Annotated in this window: 18 protein-coding genes; 3 read left to right on the top strand and 15 right to left on the bottom strand. The window is 45.8% G+C overall.

The window, feature by feature from the left end:
- Window positions 1-64 precede the first annotated feature (64 nt).
- Complete coding sequence (locus tag MHH63_RS03965) at window positions 65-520, top strand: GNAT family N-acetyltransferase (RefSeq protein WP_076179368.1); 456 nt, start codon at window positions 65-67, stop codon at window positions 518-520.
- Between the two features lie 202 nt (window positions 521-722).
- Here MHH63_RS03965 and cymR read toward each other — a convergent pair whose 3' ends face one another.
- Window positions 723-1142 (bottom strand): cysteine metabolism transcriptional regulator CymR, encoded by a 420-nt coding sequence (gene cymR, locus MHH63_RS03960; RefSeq protein WP_036677599.1) that lies wholly within the window; start codon window positions 1140-1142, stop codon window positions 723-725.
- A 294-nt stretch (window positions 1143-1436) separates the two neighbouring features.
- On the opposite strand from cymR, the gene mnmA reads away from it, so the two are divergent.
- Window positions 1437-2558 (top strand): tRNA 2-thiouridine(34) synthase MnmA, encoded by a 1122-nt coding sequence (gene mnmA / locus MHH63_RS03955; RefSeq protein ID WP_076129704.1) that lies wholly within the window; start codon window positions 1437-1439, stop codon window positions 2556-2558.
- A gap of 368 nt (window positions 2559-2926) precedes the next feature.
- On the opposite strand, the gene MHH63_RS03950 is transcribed toward mnmA, so the two are convergent.
- The 10 genes from MHH63_RS03950 to MHH63_RS03905 form a co-directional block, all read right to left on the bottom strand.
- Window positions 2927-5911, bottom strand: coding sequence for a glycoside hydrolase family 48 protein (locus MHH63_RS03950; protein WP_341171991.1), 2985 nt, complete (start codon window positions 5909-5911; stop codon window positions 2927-2929).
- Window positions 5912-5943: 32 nt separating this feature from the next.
- Window positions 5944-8676, bottom strand: coding sequence for a glycoside hydrolase family 9 protein (locus MHH63_RS03945; RefSeq protein WP_341171227.1), 2733 nt, complete (start codon window positions 8674-8676; stop codon window positions 5944-5946).
- A gap of 292 nt (window positions 8677-8968) precedes the next feature.
- Window positions 8969-10816 carry an oligopeptide ABC transporter substrate-binding protein gene (locus MHH63_RS03940; protein WP_076218485.1) on the bottom strand — a complete coding sequence of 616 codons (1848 nt, stop codon included), beginning with the start codon at window positions 10814-10816 and terminating at the stop codon, window positions 8969-8971.
- A 19-nt stretch (window positions 10817-10835) separates the two neighbouring features.
- Window positions 10836-11741, bottom strand: a complete 906-nt coding sequence (locus MHH63_RS03935; protein ID WP_076129671.1) for an ABC transporter permease — start codon at window positions 11739-11741, stop codon at window positions 10836-10838.
- A 27-nt stretch (window positions 11742-11768) separates the two neighbouring features.
- Complete coding sequence (gene opp4B, locus MHH63_RS03930; RefSeq protein ID WP_036677612.1) at window positions 11769-12731, bottom strand: oligopeptide ABC transporter permease; 963 nt, start codon at window positions 12729-12731, stop codon at window positions 11769-11771.
- 4 nt (window positions 12732-12735) lie between these two features.
- Complete coding sequence (locus MHH63_RS03925; RefSeq protein WP_036677615.1) at window positions 12736-13671, bottom strand: ABC transporter ATP-binding protein; 936 nt, start codon at window positions 13669-13671, stop codon at window positions 12736-12738.
- Window positions 13658-14674 carry an ABC transporter ATP-binding protein gene (locus MHH63_RS03920; protein ID WP_341171226.1) on the bottom strand — a complete coding sequence of 339 codons (1017 nt, stop codon included), beginning with the start codon at window positions 14672-14674 and terminating at the stop codon, window positions 13658-13660. The genes MHH63_RS03925 and MHH63_RS03920 overlap by 14 nt, the downstream gene beginning before the upstream one ends.
- A gap of 379 nt (window positions 14675-15053) precedes the next feature.
- A complete protein-coding gene (locus MHH63_RS03915; protein ID WP_076129668.1) occupies window positions 15054-16358 on the bottom strand; it encodes a replication-associated recombination protein A in 1305 nt (434 codons plus the stop codon).
- A 295-nt stretch (window positions 16359-16653) separates the two neighbouring features.
- On the bottom strand, window positions 16654-16935 hold the full coding sequence (locus tag MHH63_RS03910) for a CD3324 family protein (protein WP_076129667.1): 282 nt from the start codon (window positions 16933-16935) through the stop codon (window positions 16654-16656).
- Window positions 16936-17326: 391 nt separating this feature from the next.
- Window positions 17327-19510 carry a HelD family protein gene (locus tag MHH63_RS03905; protein ID WP_076218484.1) on the bottom strand — a complete coding sequence of 728 codons (2184 nt, stop codon included), beginning with the start codon at window positions 19508-19510 and terminating at the stop codon, window positions 17327-17329.
- A gap of 198 nt (window positions 19511-19708) precedes the next feature.
- Here MHH63_RS03905 and MHH63_RS03900 point away from each other — a divergent pair, with 198 nt between their 5' ends.
- A complete protein-coding gene (locus MHH63_RS03900; protein WP_341171225.1) occupies window positions 19709-20131 on the top strand; it encodes a hypothetical protein in 423 nt (140 codons plus the stop codon).
- Between the two features lie 291 nt (window positions 20132-20422).
- Here the strand turns inward: MHH63_RS03900 and MHH63_RS03895 are convergent, their stop codons facing one another.
- From MHH63_RS03895 to hisS, 4 genes are all read right to left on the bottom strand, one after another.
- On the bottom strand, window positions 20423-21721 hold the full coding sequence (locus MHH63_RS03895) for an NCS2 family permease (RefSeq protein ID WP_036677630.1): 1299 nt from the start codon (window positions 21719-21721) through the stop codon (window positions 20423-20425).
- A 237-nt stretch (window positions 21722-21958) separates the two neighbouring features.
- Entirely contained in the window at window positions 21959-22714 is a 756-nt protein-coding gene (locus MHH63_RS03890) for a tRNA threonylcarbamoyladenosine dehydratase (protein ID WP_076277219.1), read from the bottom strand.
- A gap of 61 nt (window positions 22715-22775) precedes the next feature.
- Window positions 22776-24560, bottom strand: a complete 1785-nt coding sequence (gene aspS, locus MHH63_RS03885; RefSeq protein ID WP_076193219.1) for an aspartate--tRNA ligase — start codon at window positions 24558-24560, stop codon at window positions 22776-22778.
- Window positions 24561-24615: 55 nt separating this feature from the next.
- On the bottom strand, window positions 24616-25869 hold the full coding sequence (gene hisS / locus MHH63_RS03880; protein WP_036677635.1) for a histidine--tRNA ligase: 1254 nt from the start codon (window positions 25867-25869) through the stop codon (window positions 24616-24618).
- Between the last annotated feature and the right edge of the window lie 72 nt (window positions 25870-25941).

The following is a 25941-nucleotide window of genomic DNA, read 5'->3' as shown; positions in this document are numbered from 1 at the left end:
GAACTCCGCTAAAGAAACTTGATTTATACAACAAACCATAATCTTATCATTGGGAGTGAATAATTTGGAGATTAGAATCGATAACTTAACCGGAACCGAAATCATAGCATTGATCAGTGAACATCTTCAGAGCATGTTTGAGCAATCTCCCCCAGAGAGTGTACATGCGTTGAATTTAGATAAATTAAAAACACCTGAAATCACCTTCTGGAGTGCCTGGGAGCAGGGCGAACTCTTAGGTTGCGGTGCTCTTAAAGACATGGGTAGCCATCATGGTGAAATCAAATCCATGCGTACTTCTACCAAGCATCTTAGGAAGGGCATTGCATCTAAGATGCTTGCCCATATTATTAAAGAAGCTAAGCAACAAGGCTATCGGCGGCTGAGCTTGGAAACCGGATCCACTGAAGGGTTCGAAGCGGCTAGAAAACTATATGAACAATATGGGTTTGAATACTGTAGTCCGTTTGCAGATTACATTGAAGACCCCTATAGTGTTTTTATGACGAAAGAATTATAAGTACTATGGAGGTGCTAACTTGACTTCTAATCAATGGATACCGATTCTCGCAGCGTTCATCGGAGCCTTTTGCTGCTGGATTGCGCTCCTTAATAAACGTAAGAACAAATAGAATCACAGATAAAAAAAGATAAAAAAAGACTCCCAAATGGGAGCCTAAAGGTTGATTCATAATACTGTTGAGTTATCTTTCATTGGAGATCTAAATATAAAACATGTAATTGTCAGCCAAACTCTCTTCTTTGTAGTTAATCAAATCATAAAGTGTTGTGGAATCCAGCACATCGGCAATACTGTCGCGAATACGCAACCATAAATCCCGTTTCGCTGCATCGTCCTCTTCCGTGAAGTCTACAGGAGAGATAGGACCCTCCAGCACACGGATGATATCACCGGCAGTGATAGCATTCGCCTCACGAGACAAAATGTATCCGCCATATGCTCCACGAATACTTTTTACAAGTCCTGCATTGCGCAGAGGAGCAATTAGTTGCTCCAGATAATGCTCGGAAAGACCATTTTTCTCAGCGATACTCTTAAGTGAAGTTGGTCCTTCACCAAATTTCAGTGCAAGCTCCATCATAATTGTTAGTCCGTAACGACCTTTGGTTGATATTTTCAAAGGGGCACCTCTTTCAGTTTAATGTCTGATTATTGTATACTATTGATTCGGCAAGTCATTTGGATTGTCATATCAAGGTATTCCGATAATTACTCTCAGTTTATGTTATCATATCCGAAGTCACAAATGAAATGGAAAACAAAACATTTTACGAGAATGTTCACCCCAGGTGGACATTTTGTTGTTTCCAGTCTCTTATTTCAGAGGTTTAGAGTAGACAGGTATGTTATAATACATTTTGAGCCGGGTGTTCCATGAATGACCGGTATTTTGGGTACAGAAATGGTGATTACGATGACAAAAGCAAAACAAGACACCCGTGTCGTCGTCGGCATGTCCGGAGGGGTCGATTCCTCCGTCACGGCGCTTCTGCTCAAGCAGCAGGGCTATGACGTCATCGGCATCTTCATGAAGAACTGGGACGATACCGACGAATTCGGAGTATGTACGGCCGAAAGCGATGCAGAGGATGTTCGCCGCGTATGCGAGCAGATTGATATTCCTTACTATACCGTTAATTTCGAGAAGGAATACTTTGATAAGGTATTTTCTTATTTTCTCGATGAATATAAGGCCGGCCGGACGCCAAATCCTGACGTCATGTGCAACCGCGAGATTAAGTTTGGAGAATTTTTGAACAAAGCTCTTCAGCTTGGTGCCGATTATGTCGCAACTGGACATTACGCACGTGTTATAGAAGAAGATGGTGTGTACAAGCTGCTCCGCGGCGTAGACAACAATAAGGATCAAACCTATTTCCTGAATGCACTGGGGCAACATCAACTCTCTAAAACAATGTTCCCTATTGGACATCTGCCGAAACCTGAAGTGCGGAGAATTGCTGAAGAAGCAGGACTTTACACTGCCAAGAAAAAAGATAGCACAGGCGTCTGCTTTATCGGCGAGCGCAACTTCCGCGAATTCCTCAGCCAATATCTCCCGGCACAAGCTGGCGATATGGTTGACATAGTAACTGGAGAGATCAAAGGCCGCCACGACGGACTTATGTATTACACGTTAGGCCAACGCCAAGGCCTTGGTATTGGTGGCTCTGGCAACGGCGAACCGTGGTTTGTAGCTGAAAAAGATCTTAGCCGCAACATTCTTTATGTAGTACAAGGGGACAAGCACCACAGCCTGTACTCCACTAGCCTGATTGCTTCCGGTGTTAACTGGATTGACGGTCAAGCGCTTGGGCAAGAGCCGCTGAAATGCACCGCCAAATTCCGGTATCGCCAGCCAGATCAAGGCGTGACCCTTACAGCGCGTGAAGATGGAACGATTAATGTAGCCTTTGATGTTCCACAAAAAGCGATCACACCTGGTCAAGCCGTTGTCTTCTATCTCGGTGAGCAATGTCTCGGCGGCGGAACGATAGAATACGCGGAGAAGGTTGTTCCTTCAGCACAAGTGTGAATGTAAACCAAAGCTTCTATAAAAGCTTGATCTACAAGTAATCGTAGTAACTCACAATATCTAACTAGCATACCAAAGCACGAAATAGTTGTATTTAATACAGCTATTTCGTGCTTTTTTATTTCTTTTTGGGTTTTAGTTGCACATTGTACAGTTAAACTGAGCTTATATCTCAATAAGTATCCATATACTGATAAATAGTTGTATGAAGTGCAATTAAATTACGTTGGCGCGGCTAGAGCCTATTTTAGTTGTAGGAAATACAATTAAAACGGACATGAAGCCACAATTAGTCGAAGTGCAGTCGCTAACCAGCCAATAACAAAAAAAGCCCCAGCCAAATGGCTAGGGCTTCCCTCATTTAGACTTTAAGGCTCAAGCCCCCATGCTAGAGCACCATTCAAGTACAACGGCACATGATTCCATTCCGTGTACGATGTTTTGGTAGGGTCATAAGAGTAGTCTCCAACCTCGTTGTAATTACTCCAGTCCGTTTTGTTGACCCGGATCTGGATATCACCCGTGTTGGCTCCCGGTGCAAGACTGCCTGCACCTGCGCCAAAGGAGATTTCTAAATAATAGTCCGCTCCAGTTTTGGCAGGGTCTACCTTCACGAATGTTCCCTGTATATTACTTCCACCGATGTTAGCATAGTCAACATTAAATTGTTGAGGTTTATCGCCATCAATCGTGTAATAATACCGCAGCTTTACATCGCTAAGCGCTACAGCCGTATCCCCATTGTTAACAATTTGCAGCTGCGGGCGGAACTGATTATCTCCCGGATTGGCATCACTTGTCCGGTACTTCACCACTAAATCTCCTTGTGCCGGAATCGGTACATCCATAGGCTTGGCGTGAACCTCAGGCGAATTCGGGCTCTCTCCAACCACGTTGGAAGCACTAACTACATAGTAATAATCCGTACCGTTAACCACGGAAGTGTCACTGTAAGTAGCTTGAGTGACAACAGCCACATCGCTGTAAGGACCGCCAGTTGTTGCAGCTCTTTTCACAGTATAGCTTGTAGCTCCAGTTACGTTGTTCCAACTAAGATCTACAACTTGGTTACCAGCGACCGCACTTGGTTTGGAAGGTGCTTTTGGAGCTACTGGCTCCGTAGGCACGCTGCTGTTGATCAATCGATCGTATTCTGCATAAGCAGTTGCCATATCTACTTGCGACCAGAAGCGATGGTAGGTAAATTCAGGGGCTCCATTGTCCCATGTTTTAGTCACTTTATTAAAAGAAGTATTGTATTTGTCCAGCAGATATTGCCACTTAGAGTCATTTACGATATTTGGACGGATATCGGTGTAGCTTGCATATACACCATTTCCGCCTTTAGCAGGATCGGAAGGCACTGTTGATGTACCAGGGATTGTATTTCCTTGGCCGAATGTACCTGTCCAGCCGCTTGGGAAATAGACTTCTTTAGTGAAATAGCGAGAATAATCTGCACGGCTTTCGGTAGTTGCAATACCAATTCCATCGTTATAACCCCATGCCGTGTCTAACAAAGATTTAGCCAGTACCTGAGCTTCTCCTCCCAGAGTACTGTAGCTGCCATGTTCAGCTTTGGTGCCCGCCGCATAGAAGGTAAGTGCCTTAATATAGCTGCCCAGTACACCTGTATCTTGGCTTGGACTCTTAGTTACGGCTTTCAGGTTATTGTTTGCAGTAGAACCACTGAAGCCATTCCACGTATTAGGTTGTCCTGTCCATTCCACATTACCTGGAATCCAGAATTCTCCTGGTGCAGAGACTGTAGCCACTTGCGGATTGGCGCCTCCAAGAATTCGATTTCCTTGGCTGTTCAGATAGTAACCTTCAGCATCCGTAACTGGACGTTTGTTGGCAAAAGCATAATCTTTAGACCAATCTACCCAATTTTCTATAACTTGTTTTGCCATTTGGAAGTTTTCAGATGTAGTGTCTCCGTTAGAAGCAAGGATATAGTACAGCTCTGCTACCCGCTCCACACTCCATGCCTGCATTCCGAACCAGTTATTGGATGGAGGATCGTGGTAGACTGGAGCTTCGTCATAGGCCATGCCATAAAAAGTACTGGTTCCAGCTGGATAAGCCTTGTAAGCGCCTTGATAACTATTGGTCGCTCCACCGGCAATTGCCCCTTCAGAGGACTGCAGCCAAGTATAAAATTCCAATTGACGTTTCAGAGAGTTTTCCCAATCCTGCCCAGCTGTAGCTGATGACGGAATCAGACCACCATCCGAATCAGAAAGTGCGTAGGCAGCTACGACATTCTGATACCCTTGGTGGGCATGGCTCGCACCGATTCTCCAAGCCCAGTTTCCTGTAGCTCCAAGTCCACCGCCCCATGCGGTATACCAAGCCAGAAGATATTGATTAGAGTCTTTGCCAGTCCCGGCATCAGGGGTGCCGTCAGTAGCAGCACTTCCTACTTTTTGGAAGTATTTATCATACATACCGTAACGCAGGAAATCGCCCATTTTCTTAGCTTTATTCAAATACACTGTATTGTTGTAGCCGAGCTCTTTAGCCCAGTACATTGCTTGTACTGCGCGTGCATCGGCATCTGTAGCATTTGTGTAACGCCATTGAGCGGAAGGCACGTTAGCTTCTTTTGTGAACAGACTCATGAAGCCTTCGTTTGCTTTTCCGAACGTTTTGTCATCTTGAGACGGGTGAGGGACCGCCTCCCAAACGGACTCTTGTTCACCCCGTTGGAATGTATTCACATAAGCGGCTGTATGCGTAGGATTCAGCAAGTTGCCGAAGCCGTACCAGTTGTCCACGTCTACCAGCCAGTGCATCAAATAGGTCTGGTTGTTGCCATACGTCGCCTTCAATTCAGCATCTAGCGGATCTTTACCTGCTGTATACTGGCCACCTAGCTGACTTGGATACTGATCCGGCTGAGCATGCTCCGCTGCATACGTAGCCGGGCTGTTCGGATTGTAATAACTCATGGTTGGCTGCTCTTCCTTGCCATCACCTTCGTTAATAGGGATGATATACTTCTCCATGTTGTCCCAAGCGGATTCCAGCTTAGTCCAGTCCCCTGTGTGATAACCATAGAGTACCTCAAGCCACATCCAATAACTGTAAGCTTCTGAGGTCGTCATATGTCCGTAATCAGGGGCTTCACTCATCAAGGTCTCTACCGCATGATAAGGTACTCCTTCGGCAGAGAAATAACCATTTGCGGGGTCTTTTAGCTGCGCATATAATTGCAGAAATCGCGTCTGCTCCGTAGTTGAAGCGTGAGCAGTCTGAGGTCTAAAATTAAATAGACCGGTCATGAGTGAGAGAAACAGGACTGCGGCCATTATTACAGAAACAGGCTTCTTTATTAAGCTCAATTTCATCATCTTAGGCAAGCTCCCTCTCTTGGATATATTTATGGTTCTAAGCCCCATACAAGTGTTTCACCTTGATAAAGTGTAACCTTATTCCAATCGGCAAATGTCTGCTGAACCGCGCTGTAGGAATAATCATCCGTTTCATTATAAGCCGTCCAGTCCGTCTTATTGGTGCGAGCCTGAATCTCGCCGCTATCTCCACCAGGCGCTATACTTCCAGCCCCTGCACCAAAAGAAATCTCCAGATAATAATCCGCGCCCGTACTGGCGGGATTCAGCTTAACAAAACTGCCGCTTAAATTACCACTGCCCACTACAGCATAATCACAATGAAACTGTTGTGGTTTATCCCCATCCACAGTGAAATAATAACGCAGCTTCAAGCCGCTAAGTGCCACAGACTCAGTTCCTGTATTCATAATTCGGAACTGAGGGCGCAGCTGTCCATCACTGGCATTCGTATCATTCGTACGATATTGCACCTTCAAATTTCCCGTTGCGGGCTGTGTCGGTTCTTGGGGTTTAGCACTAACCTGTATAGATGGCAAGCTCTCCCCTACACTATTCGTGGCAGTGATCACATAATAATAAGTGGTTCCGTTCACCCGTCCACTATCCATGTAATCCGTTCCCGTGACATTCTCAAGCACCGTATACGGGCCTCCACTCACTTCACTGCGTTTAACGGTATATTCACTGACCCCGCTAATCGCATTCCAAGTCAAATGGACCGTTCCATTACCTGCTACAGCCTGAACATTAGTCGGACGTGCAGGGACTTGAGGTTCTCCAGGTTGTCCGCCACCCGCTGGAAGTTCTCCATACATGTGTACACCTGCATCAAACACCGGAATGTTCGCTGTTTTTACAGGAGTTACTCCTTGAGCTGCCACCCCTTGGAATGAAAAATCATTAGCATTATTCCAGAAGTTAGTGTTCAGCGGAGCTGCAATTCGGAATTGAATCTCCTTACGATGAGCAGATTGTCCACCCGGATAAATCAAAGTACCTGTAAAATCGATCTTAGTATAGTAGATATGGTTAGCTGCATCGTAAGGCTGAAGTGCAGACACCGTTCCACCCTGATTGTAGCCTCCCGCTGTAACCGTAATATCCTCAGGACCATAACCAGCCGCTATCGCTTCACTAAGATCCACATAATAGTTAAAAGACATCTCTTTACTGGCCCTTGCCGGCCAGCCCGTACGGTTATTCAGCAATGCTCGAATCTCTACAAAGTTGCTGCCACTAGCATTCACAGAGGCTTCGACAAACATCTCATCTTCACGTGTCTCTGCAGGTGGAAATTGTGCAAGGGGCTGTTGCCCTTGTCCATGCAGCAGAACCATTTTTGCAATAGCTCCTGTAAAAGCAGCATTGTAATCGGTTGCAACTTCATTCGAGACATAATCGTTAATGGAGTCGGTGTAGCTGTCTGTTTTGGACGGGCCTCCAACTAGCGCTCCGTACAAGACATGGCGATGATTTACCGGAACGCTCTGACTATCATTCCATGATCCATGTGAGGTTCGATGATGGGGATGCTGAGGAGAATTGTTACCAAAACCGATAACATAACTGCTGTTTCGTGGATTGTCACCAAGCATATACGTAATTTGTCTCTCCGCGAAAGAGCGCGCCGTATCTTTCTTCACCGGATCGCTCACCCAGTCTGAGTAAACGAAGGCCATAAAAGCCTGATTGGCTGCATAACGCAATGCGCCCCATTGATCCAGATGGGCTAGTCCGCCAGGTGTATAGGCAACACGGTCACTTGTTCCACCCACTCCAGTCGTCCAATACTGCATATTCCGTTCAGTGGATTGAATGAACTTGGTCTGCCCGGTGATTCGTGCCAACAGTAATTGAGCGCCATAATGCTTGTCGTCCCAAGACTGTGTCCACTGATACCCCCAGTTTCCAGCCTGATTCGTTCCCCATTGATCGCTTGCTGCAATAGCCTTATTGAGATACTGCTGATCGTTAGTCGCCAAATACAACCAGACAGCCCCCCAGCTCAATTCATCCGCGTAACCGCTCCAAGAATTATAATATTGTTTGACGTCGGTAATGCTGTCGGAATAGGAGCCGCGATAAGTGTCTGCAAAATTGTAAAGCTGTTTAGCATGCAGCAGCAGCTTGTCCGCGTATACGGCATCCGTATCCCTGAAAATAATGGATGCTGAAGCTAACGCTGCAGCTGTTTCTGCGGCAAGATCTGATCCGGGATGAGTGGCATCAATTTTGTAGGAAGGTCTCTGCATCTGCATGACTTCTGCGGGTCCCCACCAATTATGATCGGTTGTTCCGTTACCAACTTGTCCCCACAGCTCGTTAGGAGCGGTATGAGCTTTCACAAAATAATCGGTTGCCCAGCGAATATTGTCTAAAATTTCCTCCAGCTGCCCAGACCCCTCATATCCTTGCTTGTACTCATAAACCGACCACGCCAGCATCGTTGTAGAATAAGCCATAGGCAAACCGAATTTAACGTGATCACCGGCATCGTACCAACCACCAGTCAGATCATGTCCCACATCCGCCCCGTCCAAAAGACCGGAATCGCCCCGCCATTCCACCCGATTGTTATCTGGCAATTCACCAGACCGCTGGGTTTCGTAGAAATAAATAGATTTTTGTAGAACCTCCGCATAGTTGTAGTCTCCGGCCGCTGCCTCTGCTATCGCCGGTTGAAATGCAGCATTTGAACAAAATGTAAGCGTAAACAACAAACTGAACACCAGTCCTTGTTTCCTATACCTCTTGATCATTTCTACTGCCCCTCTCTTCAGTTAATGCCACAAGAAAGATTACACCTCAGTCCCGTAACACCTCCCTCACTCGAATCAGGTACCTGTCATTGCGATCATCCACTCACCTCACTCTAAGAGCTATATTTAAGCGAAAGTTTCGCTCTCACCCAAAATATACCATATCTTTCATTAAAACACTATATTTTAACAGTAAATAATGCACAAAATATAGGAATAATTGTTAATTTAACGGAAAATAAAAAACAGCAGCTCAGGATTTCTCCTTGAACTGCTGTTCATTAATCCCCTCTTACTGAGCCACCGCAGCTTTATCTGCAGAAACCGCAATGTCGTTATAATAGAGTCCGGTTCCATCACCAATTGCAAAGTTTAGAACACGGTTATTAACCGGCACAATCACAGCACGATAAAGTGTTGGGAATACTGGAATCTCATCAACCATAAATTGTTGCCACTCTTTATAGATTTCTTTACGTTTGTCTACATCAAATGCAGCCTCAGAGATCCCTTCGGCGAGCAAACGATCGTTCTCTGCACTGGAGTAACGTGGGAAGTTATAGATTGCATCTTTACCGTACAGGCCTGATGGGTCAACGTCAATCCCTACCCCCCAAGCACCTTGGTACACATCAACAGTAGGATCATCCTCACCATTTTGACCTATGCGATCATAGAAGGTATTAAACTCTACCATTTCCAAAGTTACATTCAGACCAATCGCTTTCCAGGATTGTACATAATATTGAGCCAGCGGCTCAGCAATGTCTCCACCAGTCATCGAAATGAAATTAATCTTCAGCTCGCTGCCATCTGGATTCGTTCTAAATTCACCGTTTAATTTGTAACCAGCGTCATCCAAGATCTTTTTAGCTGCTTCTGGATCAAAAGCTACGCCCGGATTGGTAGTATCATGGAATTCTGGATGGGATGGTGGAATCAAGGTAGTCGCATTCCAACGCAGACCATTATAGAACTTTTTACCAACAGTATCATTGTCAACCGCAGCCCACATTGCTTTACGAAGATTCACATCCGCCATTTTAGCTTTAGGATCGGTAACAACCTCTTTTTTCGTTGCATCCCATTTGCCAAGCTTAAATCCAATATACGTATACGCACGGTCAACCGCCCCGAGATACTCAACATTTGATAGCTTCGCATTATCTGGGAATTGATCAATAGGGAAGGAATCCACCAAGTCAACTCCACCAGATTTCAGTTCTTGTACAATCGTTGTTGGGTTGATAACCTTCAAAATTACTTTATCCAGTTTAGGGGCTCCACGCCAGTAATCTTCATTCTTAACAAATACTACAGACTCACCAGGAACGATACTCTCTACTTTAAAAGCTCCGAAGCCAATTGGCTTTTGGCGGACTTCAGGGGAAGAGGAGATTTTGGCAACATCCATGCCGCCAAAGATATGTTTGGCTAATGGATAAATCCATACGCTACCCGTTAACAAGGAAGGTGTAGATTGCTTATAAGTAATTTGCAGTTTCTTATCACCCAGCACTTTAATCCCGGATATGGTCTTGGCCTTACCGGAATGGTACTCATCCATGCCTTCAATATTAGTGAAGTCAGAACCGTAACGAGGACCATCATAAGCAGGATTACCAATAACTTCATGGGCGAACAACCAGTCTTCAGCCGTTACTGGCTTACCATCCTGCCAGTTTACATTGTCGCGAATCGTAAAGGTAAAGGTACGTCCATCTTCTGCAACTTCATAAGTAGCCGCACCATCATTAGTATAAACATAGTCTTTATCCCAAGTTAACAAACCTTCATCAAACCAGTTCAGAACTTGAGCATCTGGATCTCCAGAATAGAAGTTCCAGTTCAAAGTGCCTTCAAATGGACTATCGGAAACAAGTCCAAATGTAATTGTCCCTCCGTCAATAGCTTCACCTTGGTTAGTCTTAACGTTACTGAAATCTTTAATGTTATAAAGTCCGTCTTCTGCCTCAGGCGCGGCCGTTGCTTCTGCGGTTGCCGCAGGTGCGCTGGCGTTAGGAGCTGCTGTTGATTCAGCCGCTTCGTTGTTGTTCTTGGAGCCGCAAGCCGCAAGAGCGAACAACATTACAAACATTAATGAAACTAGTAAAGCTTTTGAACGAATGGCTTTTCTCATTTAATCATTTCCTCCCTTATTATCCTTTTCTTTGTCTTGCGTCGGTCGCACGTTTTAGCGCTTGACCCACATTATTTATACTCAACATCAATACCAGGATCAGCAATGATGCGGGTAACCAGATCCACCATCTGAACTCAAGAGTCTGCGGATTTCTCGCATAGCTTACTAGAGTACCCAGACTGGGTGTACTTTCTGGAAAACCAAAACCTAGAAAGGATAGGCCTGATTCCAATCCAATATTAGCTGCCAGATTCAAGGTCATTGTTACGATAATGATTGAGCTTAAGTTCGGCAGAACTTGCGTAAACATAATTTTTAGATTGGAGGAGCCTAGGGTCTTAGATGCCTGAACATAATCCAATTCCTTCTCTTGTAATGTCTTGGAACGAATGAGCCTGGCAATCCCCATCCAAAGAAATGCTGTCATGATAAAGGAGAAGGTCAACGTATTGTATTTAGGAACTGCGCTGACAAAAGCTATAACAATCATTAGAAAAGGTAGAATCATGAAGAAATCTACAATACGCATCGCGACATTATCTACCGTTCCCCCAAAGTAACCTGAGACTAAACCTACCAGAATACCGATAATTCCCGTAAAAAATGTAACCATAAAGGCAATAGACATGGAATTTCGTGTTCCTATAATTAATTGACCGAATACATCCCGTCCTCCATAATCAGTCCCCAGCCAATGCACAGCCGAAGGCTTCTCATATAGGGCGAACAAGTCAACCGTGACAATTTCTTTCTGATCTAAAAATAAGGAGATCCCATATACAGCAGCAATAATCGTAAATAGGAAAATCAACGAGACCAGTGCCAGCTTATCCCGCACCATCTCCCGCCAAACAATTTTGAAGCCCGATGGACTTTTATCAGTTTCCTGCAGCAGAGCTATCTCTGCGCTCGTCTTTGCCATTTCATTCACCCCAAAGTGTTCATCTTCTTATTTAATCCGGATACGAGGATCTACGATACTTAAAATAATGTCTGATAACAACGCACCGACGATGGAAGCAACCCCATACAGAAGAACGAGGGCTGTTACCACGCTGAAATCCCGAATCGTTATCGAACTTAGAAACAGCAAACCCATTCCTGGATAGCTGAAGATCGTTTCAACGAACACCGTACCACCGATTAACCCAGTGATCTCATATCCAAAAAATGCAGCGATCGGCAGCAAGGAGTTTCTCAAAATATGACGATTGTATACGCGTGACTCTGAAGCCCCTTTAGCTCTAGCAGTGAGAATGAAATCTTTTTGCTTCGTATCAATGATCTCATTTCTCAGATATTGTACGGTCCCAACCGTTGCAATTAGCGCCATAGATAACGCAGGCAGAAGCAGATGGTAGAATTTACTCCAGAAGTGACTTAGTGTACCTGGAACTTCCCCGGGACTGACACTGCCGCTGGTAGGAAACCAATGAAAATGAAATCCGAAAACCCATACCATTAAAAGTGCAAAAATAAACAACGGTGCAGCAAATCCAATATAGGTATAGCCAGTTATCAAGCGATCCAGCCACGAATCGTTATAACGTCCGCTGGTAATACCAAGCGGGATAGCAATAAGGTATGTAAGAATCAGCGTAACAATGGCCAGCCAAAGTGTATTCATCAGGCGTTGTCCGATTAGCTCTGAGACCGGCATTTTGAAACGGAAGGACTGGCCGAAATCCCCTTGTATCGCTTTAGTGATCCAATCCCAGTACTGGATGTACCATGGATCATTTAGACCGAGCTTTTCTCTCATCGCATCAATGGCCGCCGGATCAATATTCGGATCGAGCATTCCTGAGAGTGCGTCACCAGGCATCGCCTTCGCCATAAGAAAAACAAGAATACTTAATAGAACTACTTGAGGGATCATTATAAGAATTCTACGAACGATAATCTTCCACATATTCTCAACCTTTCTCAGGCAAGGCTACCAGATGAGTCTCGGAAATTGATTTTAATGGATAAGCCATGCCTTCTTCATCAAAATAATTCCGGTGCGCTTGTTCATATTCCTTGCTTACTGATTTTCTGAATTCCGTCTGCTTTTCTCTCTGTTTCGGATCAATATCAGGAATGGCGGCAATGAGTCGTTTGGTATAAATATGCTGAGGATTGTCAAAAATATCTTTAGCAGTCCCTTGCTCCACATGTCGTCCTTTATACATAATCCCTATATGATCGCACATATGCCTGATGATCCCGAGATCATGACTGATAAATAGAAAAGTAAGATTCAGCTCTTTTTGAATGTCCTGCATGAAGTTAAGCACCTGTGCCTGTACTGAGACATCTAGCGCAGATACCGGCTCGTCAGCAATAATAAGTTTTGGCTTGAGTGCAATTGCTCTGGCAATTCCGATCCGCTGCCGCTGGCCGCCAGAAAATTCATGCGGATATTTCAGGATGTTCTCAGGACTTAAGCCTACTTGTAAAAGCAATTCCTGCACCCGGCGTTTTTCTTCCCCTGGAGACATTTTTTCGAAATTACGCAACGGTTCTGCAATAATATCGAGTACACGCTTCTTAGGATTTAAGGAAGAGTACGGATCCTGAAAGATCATCTGAATGTCTTTGCGGACATTTCTTTGCTTTCGTACACCCCTCAAGGCCAAATCTTGCCCTTCAAAAATCACGCTGCCGCTAGTAATAGAATTAAGACCTATAATCGCGCGACCCGTTGTCGTCTTTCCAGAACCAGATTCACCAACCAGACCATAGGTTTGCCCAGCTTCAATGGTAAAATTAACATTATCGACAGCCTTAACTACGCCAACTTCCCTTCGAAAAACACCGCCGTGGATCGGAAAATGTACTGCTAAATTTTTAACCTCAAGAAGTCCCATTGTGGATTGCCTCCTCGTTAGTATCAGGGAAATGGAAATTGTTATAACAGGTGCAGCGAACGAAATGTCCGGGTGCGACTTCATGCAGCTGTGGGTTCTCCTCATGCTCCGATTCAGGAATCCAAGGCGTCCGTGCCGAGAAACGGCAGCCCTTACGCGGAAGGTTTTGCAGTGGTGGAACAATCCCCTGAATCACATGCAACCTGGATTTTTCTTCTTTTGCCGTTGGAATGGAGTTTAATAAGGATCTCGTATATGGATGTTTCGGATTAGACGTCAACGTAAGAATATCTGCGATTTCGACGATTTGTCCGGCATACATCACCGCAACACGGTCAGCCATTTCGCTTACAACCCCTAAGTCATGAGTGATTAAGATAATGCCTGCTTCCATATCGTTTTTTAATTTTTTAATAAGTTCAAGGATTTGTAATTGGATAGTCACATCTAGTGCTGTGGTAGGCTCGTCGGCGATCAAAAGCTTGGGTCCATTGGCTATCGCAATGGCGATAACCACCCGCTGCCTCATGCCACCGGATAATTCGTGGGGGTATTGCTGATATGTATGCTCGGGACGGGAAATTCCAACCTTGGTCAAAAGATCAATGACCTTCTCTTTTCGCTGTTTCTTAGAAAGCTTGGAATCATGTAGGATAAGTACTTCTTCAATCTGTGAACCGATGATCATTAGCGGGTTTAAAGCGGATAAAGGATCTTGAAAAATCATAGACATTTCTTGGCCGCGCAGCTTGTTTAGTGCAGCAGGAGACATAGTAACGATGTCCTGGCCCTTGTATTTGATTTGTCCGTCAATTCTGGCTCTGGTATGCAGCCCCATAATGGAAAAGGCGAGCGCACTTTTTCCTGAACCAGATTCTCCAACGATAGCCAGAATTTCATTTTTGCGAACAGACAGGGTAACATCATCAACCGCAGCATAATAGTCGTCTGCAATTCTGAACGATGTCGACAAATTTTTGATTTCTAGTAGTTCTTCGCCCATATTCATCACCCTAACGACAAGGATTTCAAAATTAACACAATGAAAATATTATGTAAATTTTGATATAAATAGTGTTGATTTTCATGAAACATTTTGAAATAACCAATGTGATGATAATTAACACTGTTAAGAATACTACCAGTAGTTCAATCGGAAATAAAAATGAACATCTCGTAACTTTGTAGTTCATTTTAATTAACTTATGGTAAATTATCAATCTTTTCCTATAAAAAATTTTCAATCGATGTGATTAAAAGTAACGTAGGCAACAAAAAAACGGCTCTAGGCCGCCTTTTTTTGGGAATTATTTAGTTCGACTGAAAGTTAAAATTTTTGGCTTTCCAGCATGAAATTGGAAGGTATTACAGTCGCTAGCTGCTCACTGCTCCCGCCGAAGCTTTTGATTATGACGTATCTTAATCTCATTGCCTTGCTCAGTAGCTTGATAAAAAACACGCTGAGAAATCTCCTTAGGCAAATACTCTTGCTTCACATAATGCCCCGGAAAATTGTGCGGATATTGATATCCTTCATGCCCTAACGCAGTTGCACCTTTATAGTGCGTATCACGCAGATGCAGCGGTACCTCCGCTGATTTGATCTCATCCATACTTGCCATTGCATTGGAAATAGCCATAACCACAGCATTAGACTTCGGACTTTCCACTGCAAAAAGAATAGCTTGGGCAATGTTCAGCTTCGCCTCTGGCCAACCATTGTTTCGATACGCATCCAGCGCACTCACCGCTTGAACCATAGCTTGGGGATTAGCCAAGCCGATATCCTCACTGCTGGCTGCAATCAGGCGCCGAATAAAAGTCATAGGGTCCATTCCAAGCTTTTCTACCGCATACAGAAACCAAAACAACGCGGCGTCGCTGGAACCGCGAATACTTTTATGAAAAGCGGATAGCACATCATACTGCGTAGATTCATCAGCCTTCACAATGGGGCGCCGAATGGATTCCTCCGCCACCTCCAGCGTGATATGAACACTTCCATCAACTTGTGGTGCGGTAGTCAGGGCTGCCAGCTCCAGTGCATTTAGTGCCCGCCGGATGTCTCCATTAGCCATTGTTGCAATATGCAACAAAGCCTCCTCATCGACCTGAAGCTCCATAAATCCAAGACCTTTCTCTTTGTCCGCCAAGGCTCTGCGCATTGCGATCAAGCTGTGTTCACTCGTTAATGCCTCCAGCTGAAATAAGGTGGAACGGCTCATAAGCGCCCCATTAACATAATGAAACGGGTTCTCTGTAGTCGCTCCAATGAAGGTGATGGTCCCTTTTTCTACCGCCGGCAAAAGCGCATCCTGGCGTGAGCTATTAAATCGATGCACCTCATCCAGGAACAGGATCGTCTTAGTGCCGTACAATGTTTGATTGTTCTGAGCTCGCTCAATAACCTCCCGTACATCCTTCACGGTAGCTTCCACCGCATTCAGACGTACGAACTCTCCTTGTGTGTGATGAGAAATAATATGCGCGAGTGTCGTCTTGCCGCATCCCGGGGGACCATAGAGCAAAATCGAAGAGACTTGATCCGCCTCAATCGCTCTTCGCAGCAGCTTCCCCCGACCTATGATATGCTCTTGACCAATATATTCATCAAGATTCTCCGGTCTCATCCGGTCCGCAAGCAGCCGTCCGCCCCCGGTGTCCTCTCCGAAAGAAAATAAATCCATAACTCCACTTCCTTGCTATATTCTTGTAAAAGCTCAATGTAAATCCCTTTCTATCATACCATATCACAGGGAAGGATTAGGATGTCCTGCCGGGTCAAGGTAACAGTATCAGCATAAACTTATTTTGCGCCAAAATAAAAAGAGCATGATCTCGTCTTAGAAAGGCGGGAGCCATGCTCTTTTTTCAAAATATAAGAAAGTATAGGTTTCACGCTATACTTTATCCTTATGATTTCTCGCATAACGCTTACCGTCCTTCTAAGGACACCAGAGGCGTTTATGCTTGAATTGCAAGCTAGCAATTTACTGCCAGCCGCATTTTTGATATGATTTTACGAATGCTTTCTTCCGATAGATGGTACTTCTTCTGAAGTTCCGCTACGGAATCACCGCTTCGATGACAACTGAAAATTTCCTTGTTCCGGTTCGCTATTTCTTTCCTCGAACCGCTGTTCTCGCCCCATCGAACCCGCTCTTCCGTCTTCTTTGGGATGTAGAGCAGTTCACCTTGGATGTATCCCTGAAGCTCTTCGAGCAAGCCAGGGGGGAGCACATCCTTCCCATTTACATAACTCAACTTGCATTTCCTCCTTCAACAGGTGTGTCCCTATGCGTCGGTCAACTAAGTTTTTAGTTATAATCACGTCACCTGCCTCCTTTCTTCTCCTCATATTTGGAAAAATCCGTAATTTCATTATATAAAAACCTTTTGGTAGCGTCTACATTCGATTTCATAAATTTCGTTCTTATGGATAAGTGTGGTACTTCTTATGTTAGTAATAAGGAGGCCGTAAGGCCTCCTCGCTTTAAGCAGGTTTCCGTCTTAAACGGAAACCACCTCGTATACTGAAATCATTTCAATCAGCCTCCTTCCAGAAGTGTTCTTGCCCGGCCGGACACTTATTATTAAGCCATACCTATGGGGGAGTTACAAGACCAAGAACAGTTATAACCATTCTCCACCAGTCTTACTCTCCCTCAGAATCGCTTCCAGCCGCCGTTTGCACATAGGAAGGAACTTCCCCATTATGGAGCAGCCACAGCTCATGGAGAGCACGTGTACAGCCGACATACATCAGCTTCGCGTCCCAAGCCGTCGCTCCGTAATGGTCTTGATCGGCATCTGCTAAGATCACCGCATCGAACTCCAAACCTTTTGATAAATAGACAGGCAGCACCGATAACCCGCCCTGATATTGCGTCATACTGCCATCAATCAGATGAATATCTTCAAAATGCTGTGCCAGCTCCGCATATAGTTCTGCAGCCTCATGAAGATTTCTTGTTAGGACAGCCACCGTACGGTATTCCCTTCCTGACAGAGACTTCAGTGCAGAGGTTATTGTCCGCAAGCGAGCTTGCTCATCAGCCACCAGTTCCCCGGCATCCTCGCCATAGGCGATCATACGCACGGGATCTCCACTACGAAACACAGGAACAGCCAGCAATGAGCTCTCCACACCTGAAGATAGAATTCCATTAGCGAAGTCTATAATTTCCATAGTAGAACGATAGCTGCGTGTCAGCGCGTGATAAGCCGTGTTCTCAGGTGCAAACAACGTCTGCATCTCTTCCCACGCGTGTACGCCTTTATAGGCATGTATGCCCTGCGAGAGATCACCCAGGATCGTAAAGGAATGGCCTCGCACATATAAATCCAGAACGGCAATTTGGAAAGGTGAAAAATCCTGAGCCTCATCGATTACTACATGGTCAAAGCGAGTAACGCCCTCATCACCATTCAAAAGATAATGGATATACAGCAGCGGAGGTAAATCCTCTTCACGTATGATGCCTTTTTTCAGCTCTTTTGCCGTTTCCTTCAACACAGCTGCCGGAATTTCCTCTGGCGGTTCAACCGGCCAATCCTCAGGAAGTTTAGCTGCTCGGAAAATTTGCTTATAGATCGTTAATGGATCATATTTAGGCCATTTGGCACTATAAGCCTTCTCTCGCTGCGCGCCTTTTTTCTTGCGATCCTTCATAGCAGCAGCTGAAGGACTCTTCTTCAGTTCCATCTCAATCCAGCGATGAATCCGCGCCATTACCCGTTCCTTGCGCTTGGCTGGAGGATAGGGAGCATACTCCTCATTATGCCAGCGCAAAATCATAGAACGGCGTAGCACCGCACCCTCCCACGGGCTAAAATCACCCTCAGGTACAGAGCTGCTTTCCAATAGCTTGATGCTGGACTCTATGATTCCCATCAGCACCGTGGAACCCTTGAAGCGCCCTGGTGTCTCTTCTGTAATTACCGGCATGCCGCCAGGGGTTTCGAACCAGCGGTTCATCGTCTCTGTCGCATCCTGTTCCGGCAATTCCAGTCCTAGTACATTAGCCGCCCAATCCGGAAATGTACTTTGAGCAATATTACCTACCCCGAGCTCAGGTAATACATCCGAGATGTAATCCAAAAACATCCGGTTTGGTGCAAAAATGATCATTTTTTCCGCAGAAACCTGATCCTTGTATTGATACAGCAGAAAAGCAAGCCTGTGCAGTGCAACGGTTGTTTTACCGCTTCCTGCCACGCCCTGAATGATTAGCGCTGTATTTTTGGCAGCACGGATAATCTTGTCCTGCTCCTCTTGAATGGTCGATACGATATCCCGTAGACGATTATCCTTGTTCTCCCCAAGTCGATAGACGAGAAACTCATCCGATACAATCGGTGCATCGCTTTCCCGATTGTACGTATCCGCGACCCGCTCCAGAATTTGCTTCCGAATCACCACGTTGCGTTTGAGGTATACCAGCCCCTCTATCAATCCCTCAGGAGCTTCATAGGTGGCTGGCTCCGTACCGCCGGTAAACGAATAGAACAGGCTTGCTACCGGTGCGCGCCAGTCGATGACTAGCGGACGGTCGCTTACCTGCTCGCGGTCTACGCCGATTTTGCCTATATAGAGTGCCTTCCGTTCATTCTCATCATTGCCTTGAAAATCAAGCCGTCCGAAATAAGGCTCCTGCCTAAGCTTGGCAAGATCTTTGCGCTTCTGATCACGGTTCGCTTCCAGCACCTGTTCCGTATAGTCATGTCCCGTGTACACTGGTGTCTGCTGGAGCTTCTCCAGCAAAGTGTCAATTTCAGTAAGCGCTTGATTCAGCCTGTCTTCTTCCTCTTGATAGGCACTTTGAAAGTTGTCTTCCAATTTCAGTTACCTCCTAAAAGTTTATCGAGCTTAAATTTTCATGCTCCTACGCCCATTTCTCACGCAAAAGGATACCCATTGTAGCACAATCAGCACTTAAATACCAAATCTTTCAAATGATTTGACTAAACTTAACTTATAAGTTCTTCAACCTCTAAAGCCCTTTGGTGCTCCTTAGCTCGCACAAGCGTCGAATGTTTGGGACAAACCAAAGGCTTTTTTGCCTTTGGTTTCAGCGTTCGCACGCATTTAGCTCCGAGCAGAGGCTTTTTTGCCTTTGGTTTCGGCGTTCGCACACGTTCGGCTGGCATCAGAGACATTTTTGCCTTTTATTTCAATGTCCAGGCACATTTATCTTCCATCTACGGTATTTATCCCTTTGATTTCGGCATCTACGCGCATTTAGCTCCAATCTACGGTATTTATCCCTTTGATTTCGGCATCTACGCGCATTTAGCTCCAATCTACGGTATTTATCCCTTTGATTTCGGCGTCTACGCACATTTAGCCCCAATCAACGGTATTTATGCCTTTGGTTTCGGCGTTCGCACACGTTCGGCTCGAATCAACGGCATTTTTGCCTCTGTTTTCGACGTTCGCACACGTTTAGCTCGAATCTGAGGCATTTTTGCCTTTAATTTCAGCGTTCGCTCACATTTGGCTCGCATCAGAGGTATTTTTGCCTTTGGTTTCGGCGTTCGCACGCATTTAGCTCCGATCAGAGGCATTTTTGCCTTTGATTTCGACGTCCAGGCACATTTAGCTCGCATCAGAGGCATTTTCGCCTCTGTTTTCGGCGTTCGCACACATTCGGCTCGAATCAACGGCACTTCTGCCTTTGATTTCAACGCTGGCAGTAGAGCTAATTAGTGTGCAACAGGTCCCTCGCAATCAAAGAAACTGGATGCCGCACTATAGCACAGCCTGCAAAATAAAGTTAGCCACAAACAAACCAGCAATTCCATACAGCGCAGGTGGCACTTCCTTCCCTTTGCCCAACGCCAGCTTCACAATTGGGTAGGTAATAAAACCAAAAGCCATACCGTCCACGATGCTATAGGTGAATGGAATCATAACCATGATTAGAAAAGAAGGGAACAGCTCGGTCAAATCACTCAAGTCCATCTCACGCACATTCTGTACCATTAGCCCGCCGATCACAATCAGGATCGGTGCGATCGCACTGTCGGGAATATAAGATAACAGCGGTAGGAATAAGAAGGTCGCCCCAAATAGAAGCCCTGTCACCAGCGAGGTGAGACCCGAACGCCCGCCCGCAGCTATTCCTGCATTGGATTCTGCAGCGGCCACGACCGGACTGCTTCCGAAAAGACCTGCGGCGATATTAGCAAGCGAGAGCGCACGCAGGCTGCTTTTGAAGCGTTCTGGACGGCCTGCCATCATCGTCTGCGAGGCTACAAGACCGATATTTTCAAATACAACGATTAACAATAACAGGAATACAGCAATCCAGAACACCAGGCTCACAATGCCGCTCCAGTCCATTCCGAAAAATAGGCCGCCATAACCTGAGAATACATGCCCTGAGGCCTGTTTTTCCGGTGCATGTGCAGCTCCCAGCAGATAGGCTAGTCCTGTACCAACCAGCATACTTATCAGCAGGCCACCATTAGTTCCCCGGATAAATAACACTAAAGCCAGCAATAAAGTCACACAGGATGTAATAACTGCAGGATCACTAAAATGTCCTATGGCAACAAAAGTAGTCTGATGGGCAATCACTATCCCACTCTTTTGCAGCCCTATAAAGGTCAGAAACAGCCCTATACCGACTGTAATGGCATGCTGCAGGTTTTGGGGAATTGCCTCACTAAGAATACGATAAAGTGATGTAAAGGCCACGATAGCGAATAACACGCCTGTTATAACGACTACAGTAAGCGCCTCTCTCCAGTCCAGTTTCATGGAATGAACAAGCGTATAAGTGAAAAATGCGTTAATCCCCATCCCGGGAACCACGATGATAGGCGTCTTCCCGCCAAAAGCCATCAGCAGACAGCCGGTAATAGCAGTCAACAGTGTAGCCACCATTGCCGGTCTAAGCGGCATCCCCGCGTCATGGAGAATCGTCGCATTCACCATAACAATATAAACTGAAGCAAAATAGGAGAGAATCCCTGCAGCCCATTCCCGTTTCCAGTCATTCTCAGGCGCAAGCCCCACACTATTTCGCCAAAAATTCGATTTCATGTACAAAAACCTCCACTGATATTAAGTTCCGCAGGCGGATATTACCCGGATTATAAATCTAAATCAGCCGTTCATCCCGGTTCAGCTATTATGCCTATTTGTGGCCTGCTTCTTGCAGAACCCGCCTGTTTAACGACAACAAAAGGGCGTACGCAGCCGGATTCCAGCTACTCGCCCTTTTGTCCATTACTCTAATCCTATAACTATAATTGAAACAGCCTCAGCTCAGCGATTCACTTACAAGCTGACGCCTCCAGCCTCAAGCAAATCCCGCACGGCAACGCTGACCATAATTAGGCCGGCTACCGGTGGAACAAATGAATTGCTGGCTGGCGGTTGTTTCGCTTTACGTCGATCCGGCGCATTCTCCGGAACAATCTTGTCCGTAACATCCTGACGTGGCTTCATTGGCGGCTCCGTAGAGAAAACCACCTTCACGCCTTTCTTAATCCCATCCTTACGCAGCTTCTGGCGAATGACCCGGGCAATCGGATCATACGTTGTTTTGGAAATGTCCGCTACCTGGAATCTTGTAGGATCCATTTTGTTGGCAGCGCCCATGCTTGAGATCATAGGAATTCCACGTGCCAGACATTCTTTAATCAAATGGACCTTGTAGATAATCGTATCCGAGGCATCAATCACATAATCCGGTTTCAGCTTGAACAGTTCCTCATAGGTTTCTTCCGTATAGAACATGTTCAGCGCAATTGCTTCACATTCCGGATTAATCAGCCTCACACGGTCTACCATCAGTTCGGCCTTCTTTTGCCCAACCGTTGTAGTAAGTGCGTGGATCTGCCGATTCACATTGGTAATGTCGACGGAATCCTTATCAATCAGAATCAGTCTGCCGATCCCGCTACGAGCCAATGCCTCAACAGCCATACCGCCAACACCGCCGATACCAAGTACCGCTACTGTGCTGTTCTTCATAATCTCCAGACCTTCCGGTCCGATCGCCAGTTCCGTACGTGAGAACTGATGCAGCATGAGGTCAGCCTCCTTCAAAAGCTATGGCGAAGCAGAAATCTGCCTCGCCCGCTTTATTTAATTATTCTTTTTCTTTTTCTTTCTTTGGTTTAAGAGCCAGCTTAATATGCAGTTGCTCCAATTGTGAACCGTCTACTGGTGCAGGTGCATCCATAAGCAGGTCCGTTGCACTTGCCGTTTTCGGGAATGCGATGGTTTCGCGTAGATTTGTACGACCCGCCAGCAGCATAATTAGACGATCTAAACCGAAGGCAATACCACCATGTGGAGGTGTACCATATTCGAACGCATCCATCAGGTAACCAAATTTCTCGTAAGCAACCTCATCTGAGAAGCCGAGAGCTTGGAACATTTTTTCCTGTACTTCACGTTTGTAAATCCGCATGGAGCCGCCGCCTACTTCATAACCGTTCAGAACGATATCGTAGGCTTGTGCACGAATTGCACCTGGATCTGTGTCGAACAGATGCAGATCCTCTTCACGTGGACGAGTGAACGGATGGTGTTCTGCTACATAACGTTTCTGATCTTCATCATAACCAAGCAATGGGAAGTCAGTCACCCAAGCGAACTTGAACACGTTATCGTCGATCAGACCCAGCTGACGTCCGATTTTGACACGAAGGGCACCTAGAACGTCCGCTACAACCTTTTTGGTATCAGCGGAGAACAACAGTAGGTCGCCTTCTTCAGCGCCTGTACGCTCCTTCACAGCGGCAATTTCTTCTTCAGTGAAGAATTTGACAATCGGCCCTTTGAACTCGCCGTCTTTCACTTGAATCCAAGCCAAACCTTTCGCTCCATAACGCGCAGCATAAGGTCCGAGATCATCGATTTCTTTACGAGTCCAAGTCCCACAGCCTTTAGCATTTAGACATTTCACTTCTCCGCCTTTTTCGATCACGGAAGCGAATACCTTTACGCCACTTGTGGCAACAATATCGTTCATTTCCACAAGCTCTAATCCAAAACGCAGGTCAGGTTTGTCTGAACCGTATTTGCCCATAGCCTCAGCATAAGTCAAACGTTGGAATGGAAGTTGAATATCCGCTCCTACAGTTTCTTTAAACAAACGCTGCATCAGGTTCTCCATCATGCCAAGCAGCTCATCCTGAGACAGGAATGAAGTCTCGATGTCCACTTGTGTAAATTCCGGCTGGCGGTCAGCACGCAAATCTTCATCACGGAAACAACGAGCAATTTGATAATAGCGTTCAACGCCACCCACCATCAATAGCTGCTTGTAGATTTGTGGAGATTGTGGCAATGCGAAAAATTCGCCTTCATGCACACGGCTTGGCACCAAATAATCACGCGCACCTTCCGGTGAGCTCTTAGTTAGGATTGGTGTTTCTACATCAATAAATCCTTCACTGTCAAGGAAATCGCGGAAAATCTTAGAAGCTTTCGAGCGTAGCAACAGCGTTTTTTGCATTTCTGGACGACGCAGATCCAGGTAACGATATTTCAGGCGAAGAGATTCGTCTACTTCCACTCCATCTTCGATGAAGAATGGAGGGGTCTTAGCAGCGTTCAGCACTTCGATATCTGTAATTTGAACTTCAATCTCACCTGTTGGCAGATTGCGGTTAATGGTTTCTTCATCACGTTTAACCACTTTTCCTTTGACAGCCAAAACATACTCACTGCGAACCTTATCCGCAATTTGCAGTGCTTCGCCGGAGTAGTCCGGGTTGAATACAACTTGCACAATACCGCTTCTGTCACGCAGGTCAATAAAAAGTACGCCCCCAAGGTCGCGGCGGGTCTGGACCCATCCGTTCAAGGTTACCGTTTGTCCAATATGTTCTGGTGTTAATTGCCCACAGTTATGACTTCTTTGCATAATTCACCATTCCCCTTTTTATTTAAAAATACATTTCTACTTAAAAAGTCTTCTTCTATACCAACGCCTGAGCCAGCTCTTCGAGCTTCACAGTCTGCTGTTCCCCTGTGCTCATCGACTTCAGCGCAATTACACCATTCTTCAGCTCGTCTTCGCCAAGAATCGCAGTATAACGTGCCGACATACGGTCAGCTGACTTCATCTGCGCCTTCATCTTCCGGCCGAGGTAGTCGCGTTCTGCCGAGAACCCTTGGCTACGCAGAAAGTATAGCTGCTTGGAGATTTCAATGTCAGCCTCTTCGCCAAGAGCTACAAAATACACATCCAGTGGCTTCGCAGTCTCCAGCTCTACCTTCTGATCTTCCAGAATAAGAAGAATACGCTCCAGCCCGATCCCAAAACCAATACCCGGTTGATCCGGTCCACCGATTTCTTCAACCAAACCGTTGTAACGGCCTCCGCCGCCTACGGTATCAATAGAGCCAATGCCAGCTGCTTTATATTCAAACGCAGTATGCGTGTAATAATCCAAACCACGTACAAGACGAGGATTAATCGTGAACTCCACACCCATGATGTCGAGATGCATCTTAACCTTCTCAAAATGAGTTATGCATTCATCATCCAAACTGTCCAAAATGGAAGGCGCATCTGTAAATTTATCCTGATCCACCTTGCAATCCAGCACACGAAGCGGATTACGCTCGATTCGACGCTGACAGTCACTGCAGAGGTTATCCTTCATCGGTCTAAGGAATCCCAGCAGCTTCTCCCGGTAAGCCGCACGGCTTGGTGCATTACCCACGGAATTAAGCTCCACTCTTACATCCTTAAGACCTAGATCCTTATAGAATTGATAGCCCATAGAGATTACTTCTGCATCAATAGCCGGATCCACGGCCCCAAACGCCTCAATCCCAAACTGATGGAACTGGCGATATCTTCCGGCCTGCGGACGCTCATAACGGAACATAGGTCCGATATAATACAGCTTGCTTACATCAGGTTCACCGTATAGCTTGTTCTGAACGTAAGCCCGCACGACACCAGCCGTTCCTTCTGGACGAAGAGCCAAATCACGGTCGCCTTTGTCCTTGAACGTATACATTTCGCCTTCCACGATATCCGTTGTTTCGCCTACTCCACGTTCGAATAACCCTGTGTGCTCAAACATAGGTGTGCGAATTTCCCGGTAGTTAAAACGGCGGCATAAATCTCTGGCCTTCCCCTCAATATACTGCCATTTCTCCACAGCACCCGGAAGCACGTCCTGCGTTCCTGTTGGTTTCTCGAATCTTTCTTTAGCCACAGTCTATCCCTCCTAAAAAATAACCCCTCTAAAGCTGTTCTCTTCATCTGTTTCTATTGCAGAAAAAGCAAA

The sequence above is a fragment of the Paenibacillus sp. FSL H3-0310 genome, from assembly GCF_038002785.1.
Taxonomy (GTDB): domain Bacteria; phylum Bacillota; class Bacilli; order Paenibacillales; family Paenibacillaceae; genus Paenibacillus_AQ; species Paenibacillus_AQ odorifer.
Note: the sequence above shows the minus strand (reverse complement) of the source record. Positions and strands in the feature narration are given on the sequence as shown.

Coding starts and splice junctions, on each gene's coding strand:
- mnmA (WP_076129704.1), top strand. CDS start 1,437: ATGACAAAAGCAAAACAAGACACCCGTGTCGTCGTCGGCATGTCCGGA.
- MHH63_RS03950 (WP_341171991.1), bottom strand. CDS start 5,911: ATGAAATTGAGCTTAATAAAGAAGCCTGTTTCTGTAATAATGGCCGCA.
- MHH63_RS03945 (WP_341171227.1), bottom strand. CDS start 8,676: ATGATCAAGAGGTATAGGAAACAAGGACTGGTGTTCAGTTTGTTGTTT.
- MHH63_RS03940 (WP_076218485.1), bottom strand. CDS start 10,816: ATGAGAAAAGCCATTCGTTCAAAAGCTTTACTAGTTTCATTAATGTTT.
- MHH63_RS03935 (WP_076129671.1), bottom strand. CDS start 11,741: ATGGCAAAGACGAGCGCAGAGATAGCTCTGCTGCAGGAAACTGATAAA.
- opp4B (WP_036677612.1), bottom strand. CDS start 12,731: ATGTGGAAGATTATCGTTCGTAGAATTCTTATAATGATCCCTCAAGTA.
- MHH63_RS03925 (WP_036677615.1), bottom strand. CDS start 13,671: ATGGGACTTCTTGAGGTTAAAAATTTAGCAGTACATTTTCCGATCCAC.
- MHH63_RS03920 (WP_341171226.1), bottom strand. CDS start 14,674: ATGGGCGAAGAACTACTAGAAATCAAAAATTTGTCGACATCGTTCAGA.
- MHH63_RS03915 (WP_076129668.1), bottom strand. CDS start 16,358: ATGGATTTATTTTCTTTCGGAGAGGACACCGGGGGCGGACGGCTGCTT.
- MHH63_RS03895 (WP_036677630.1), bottom strand. CDS start 21,721: ATGAAATCGAATTTTTGGCGAAATAGTGTGGGGCTTGCGCCTGAGAAT.
- MHH63_RS03890 (WP_076277219.1), bottom strand. CDS start 22,714: ATGCTGCATCAGTTCTCACGTACGGAACTGGCGATCGGACCGGAAGGT.
- aspS (WP_076193219.1), bottom strand. CDS start 24,560: ATGCAAAGAAGTCATAACTGTGGGCAATTAACACCAGAACATATTGGA.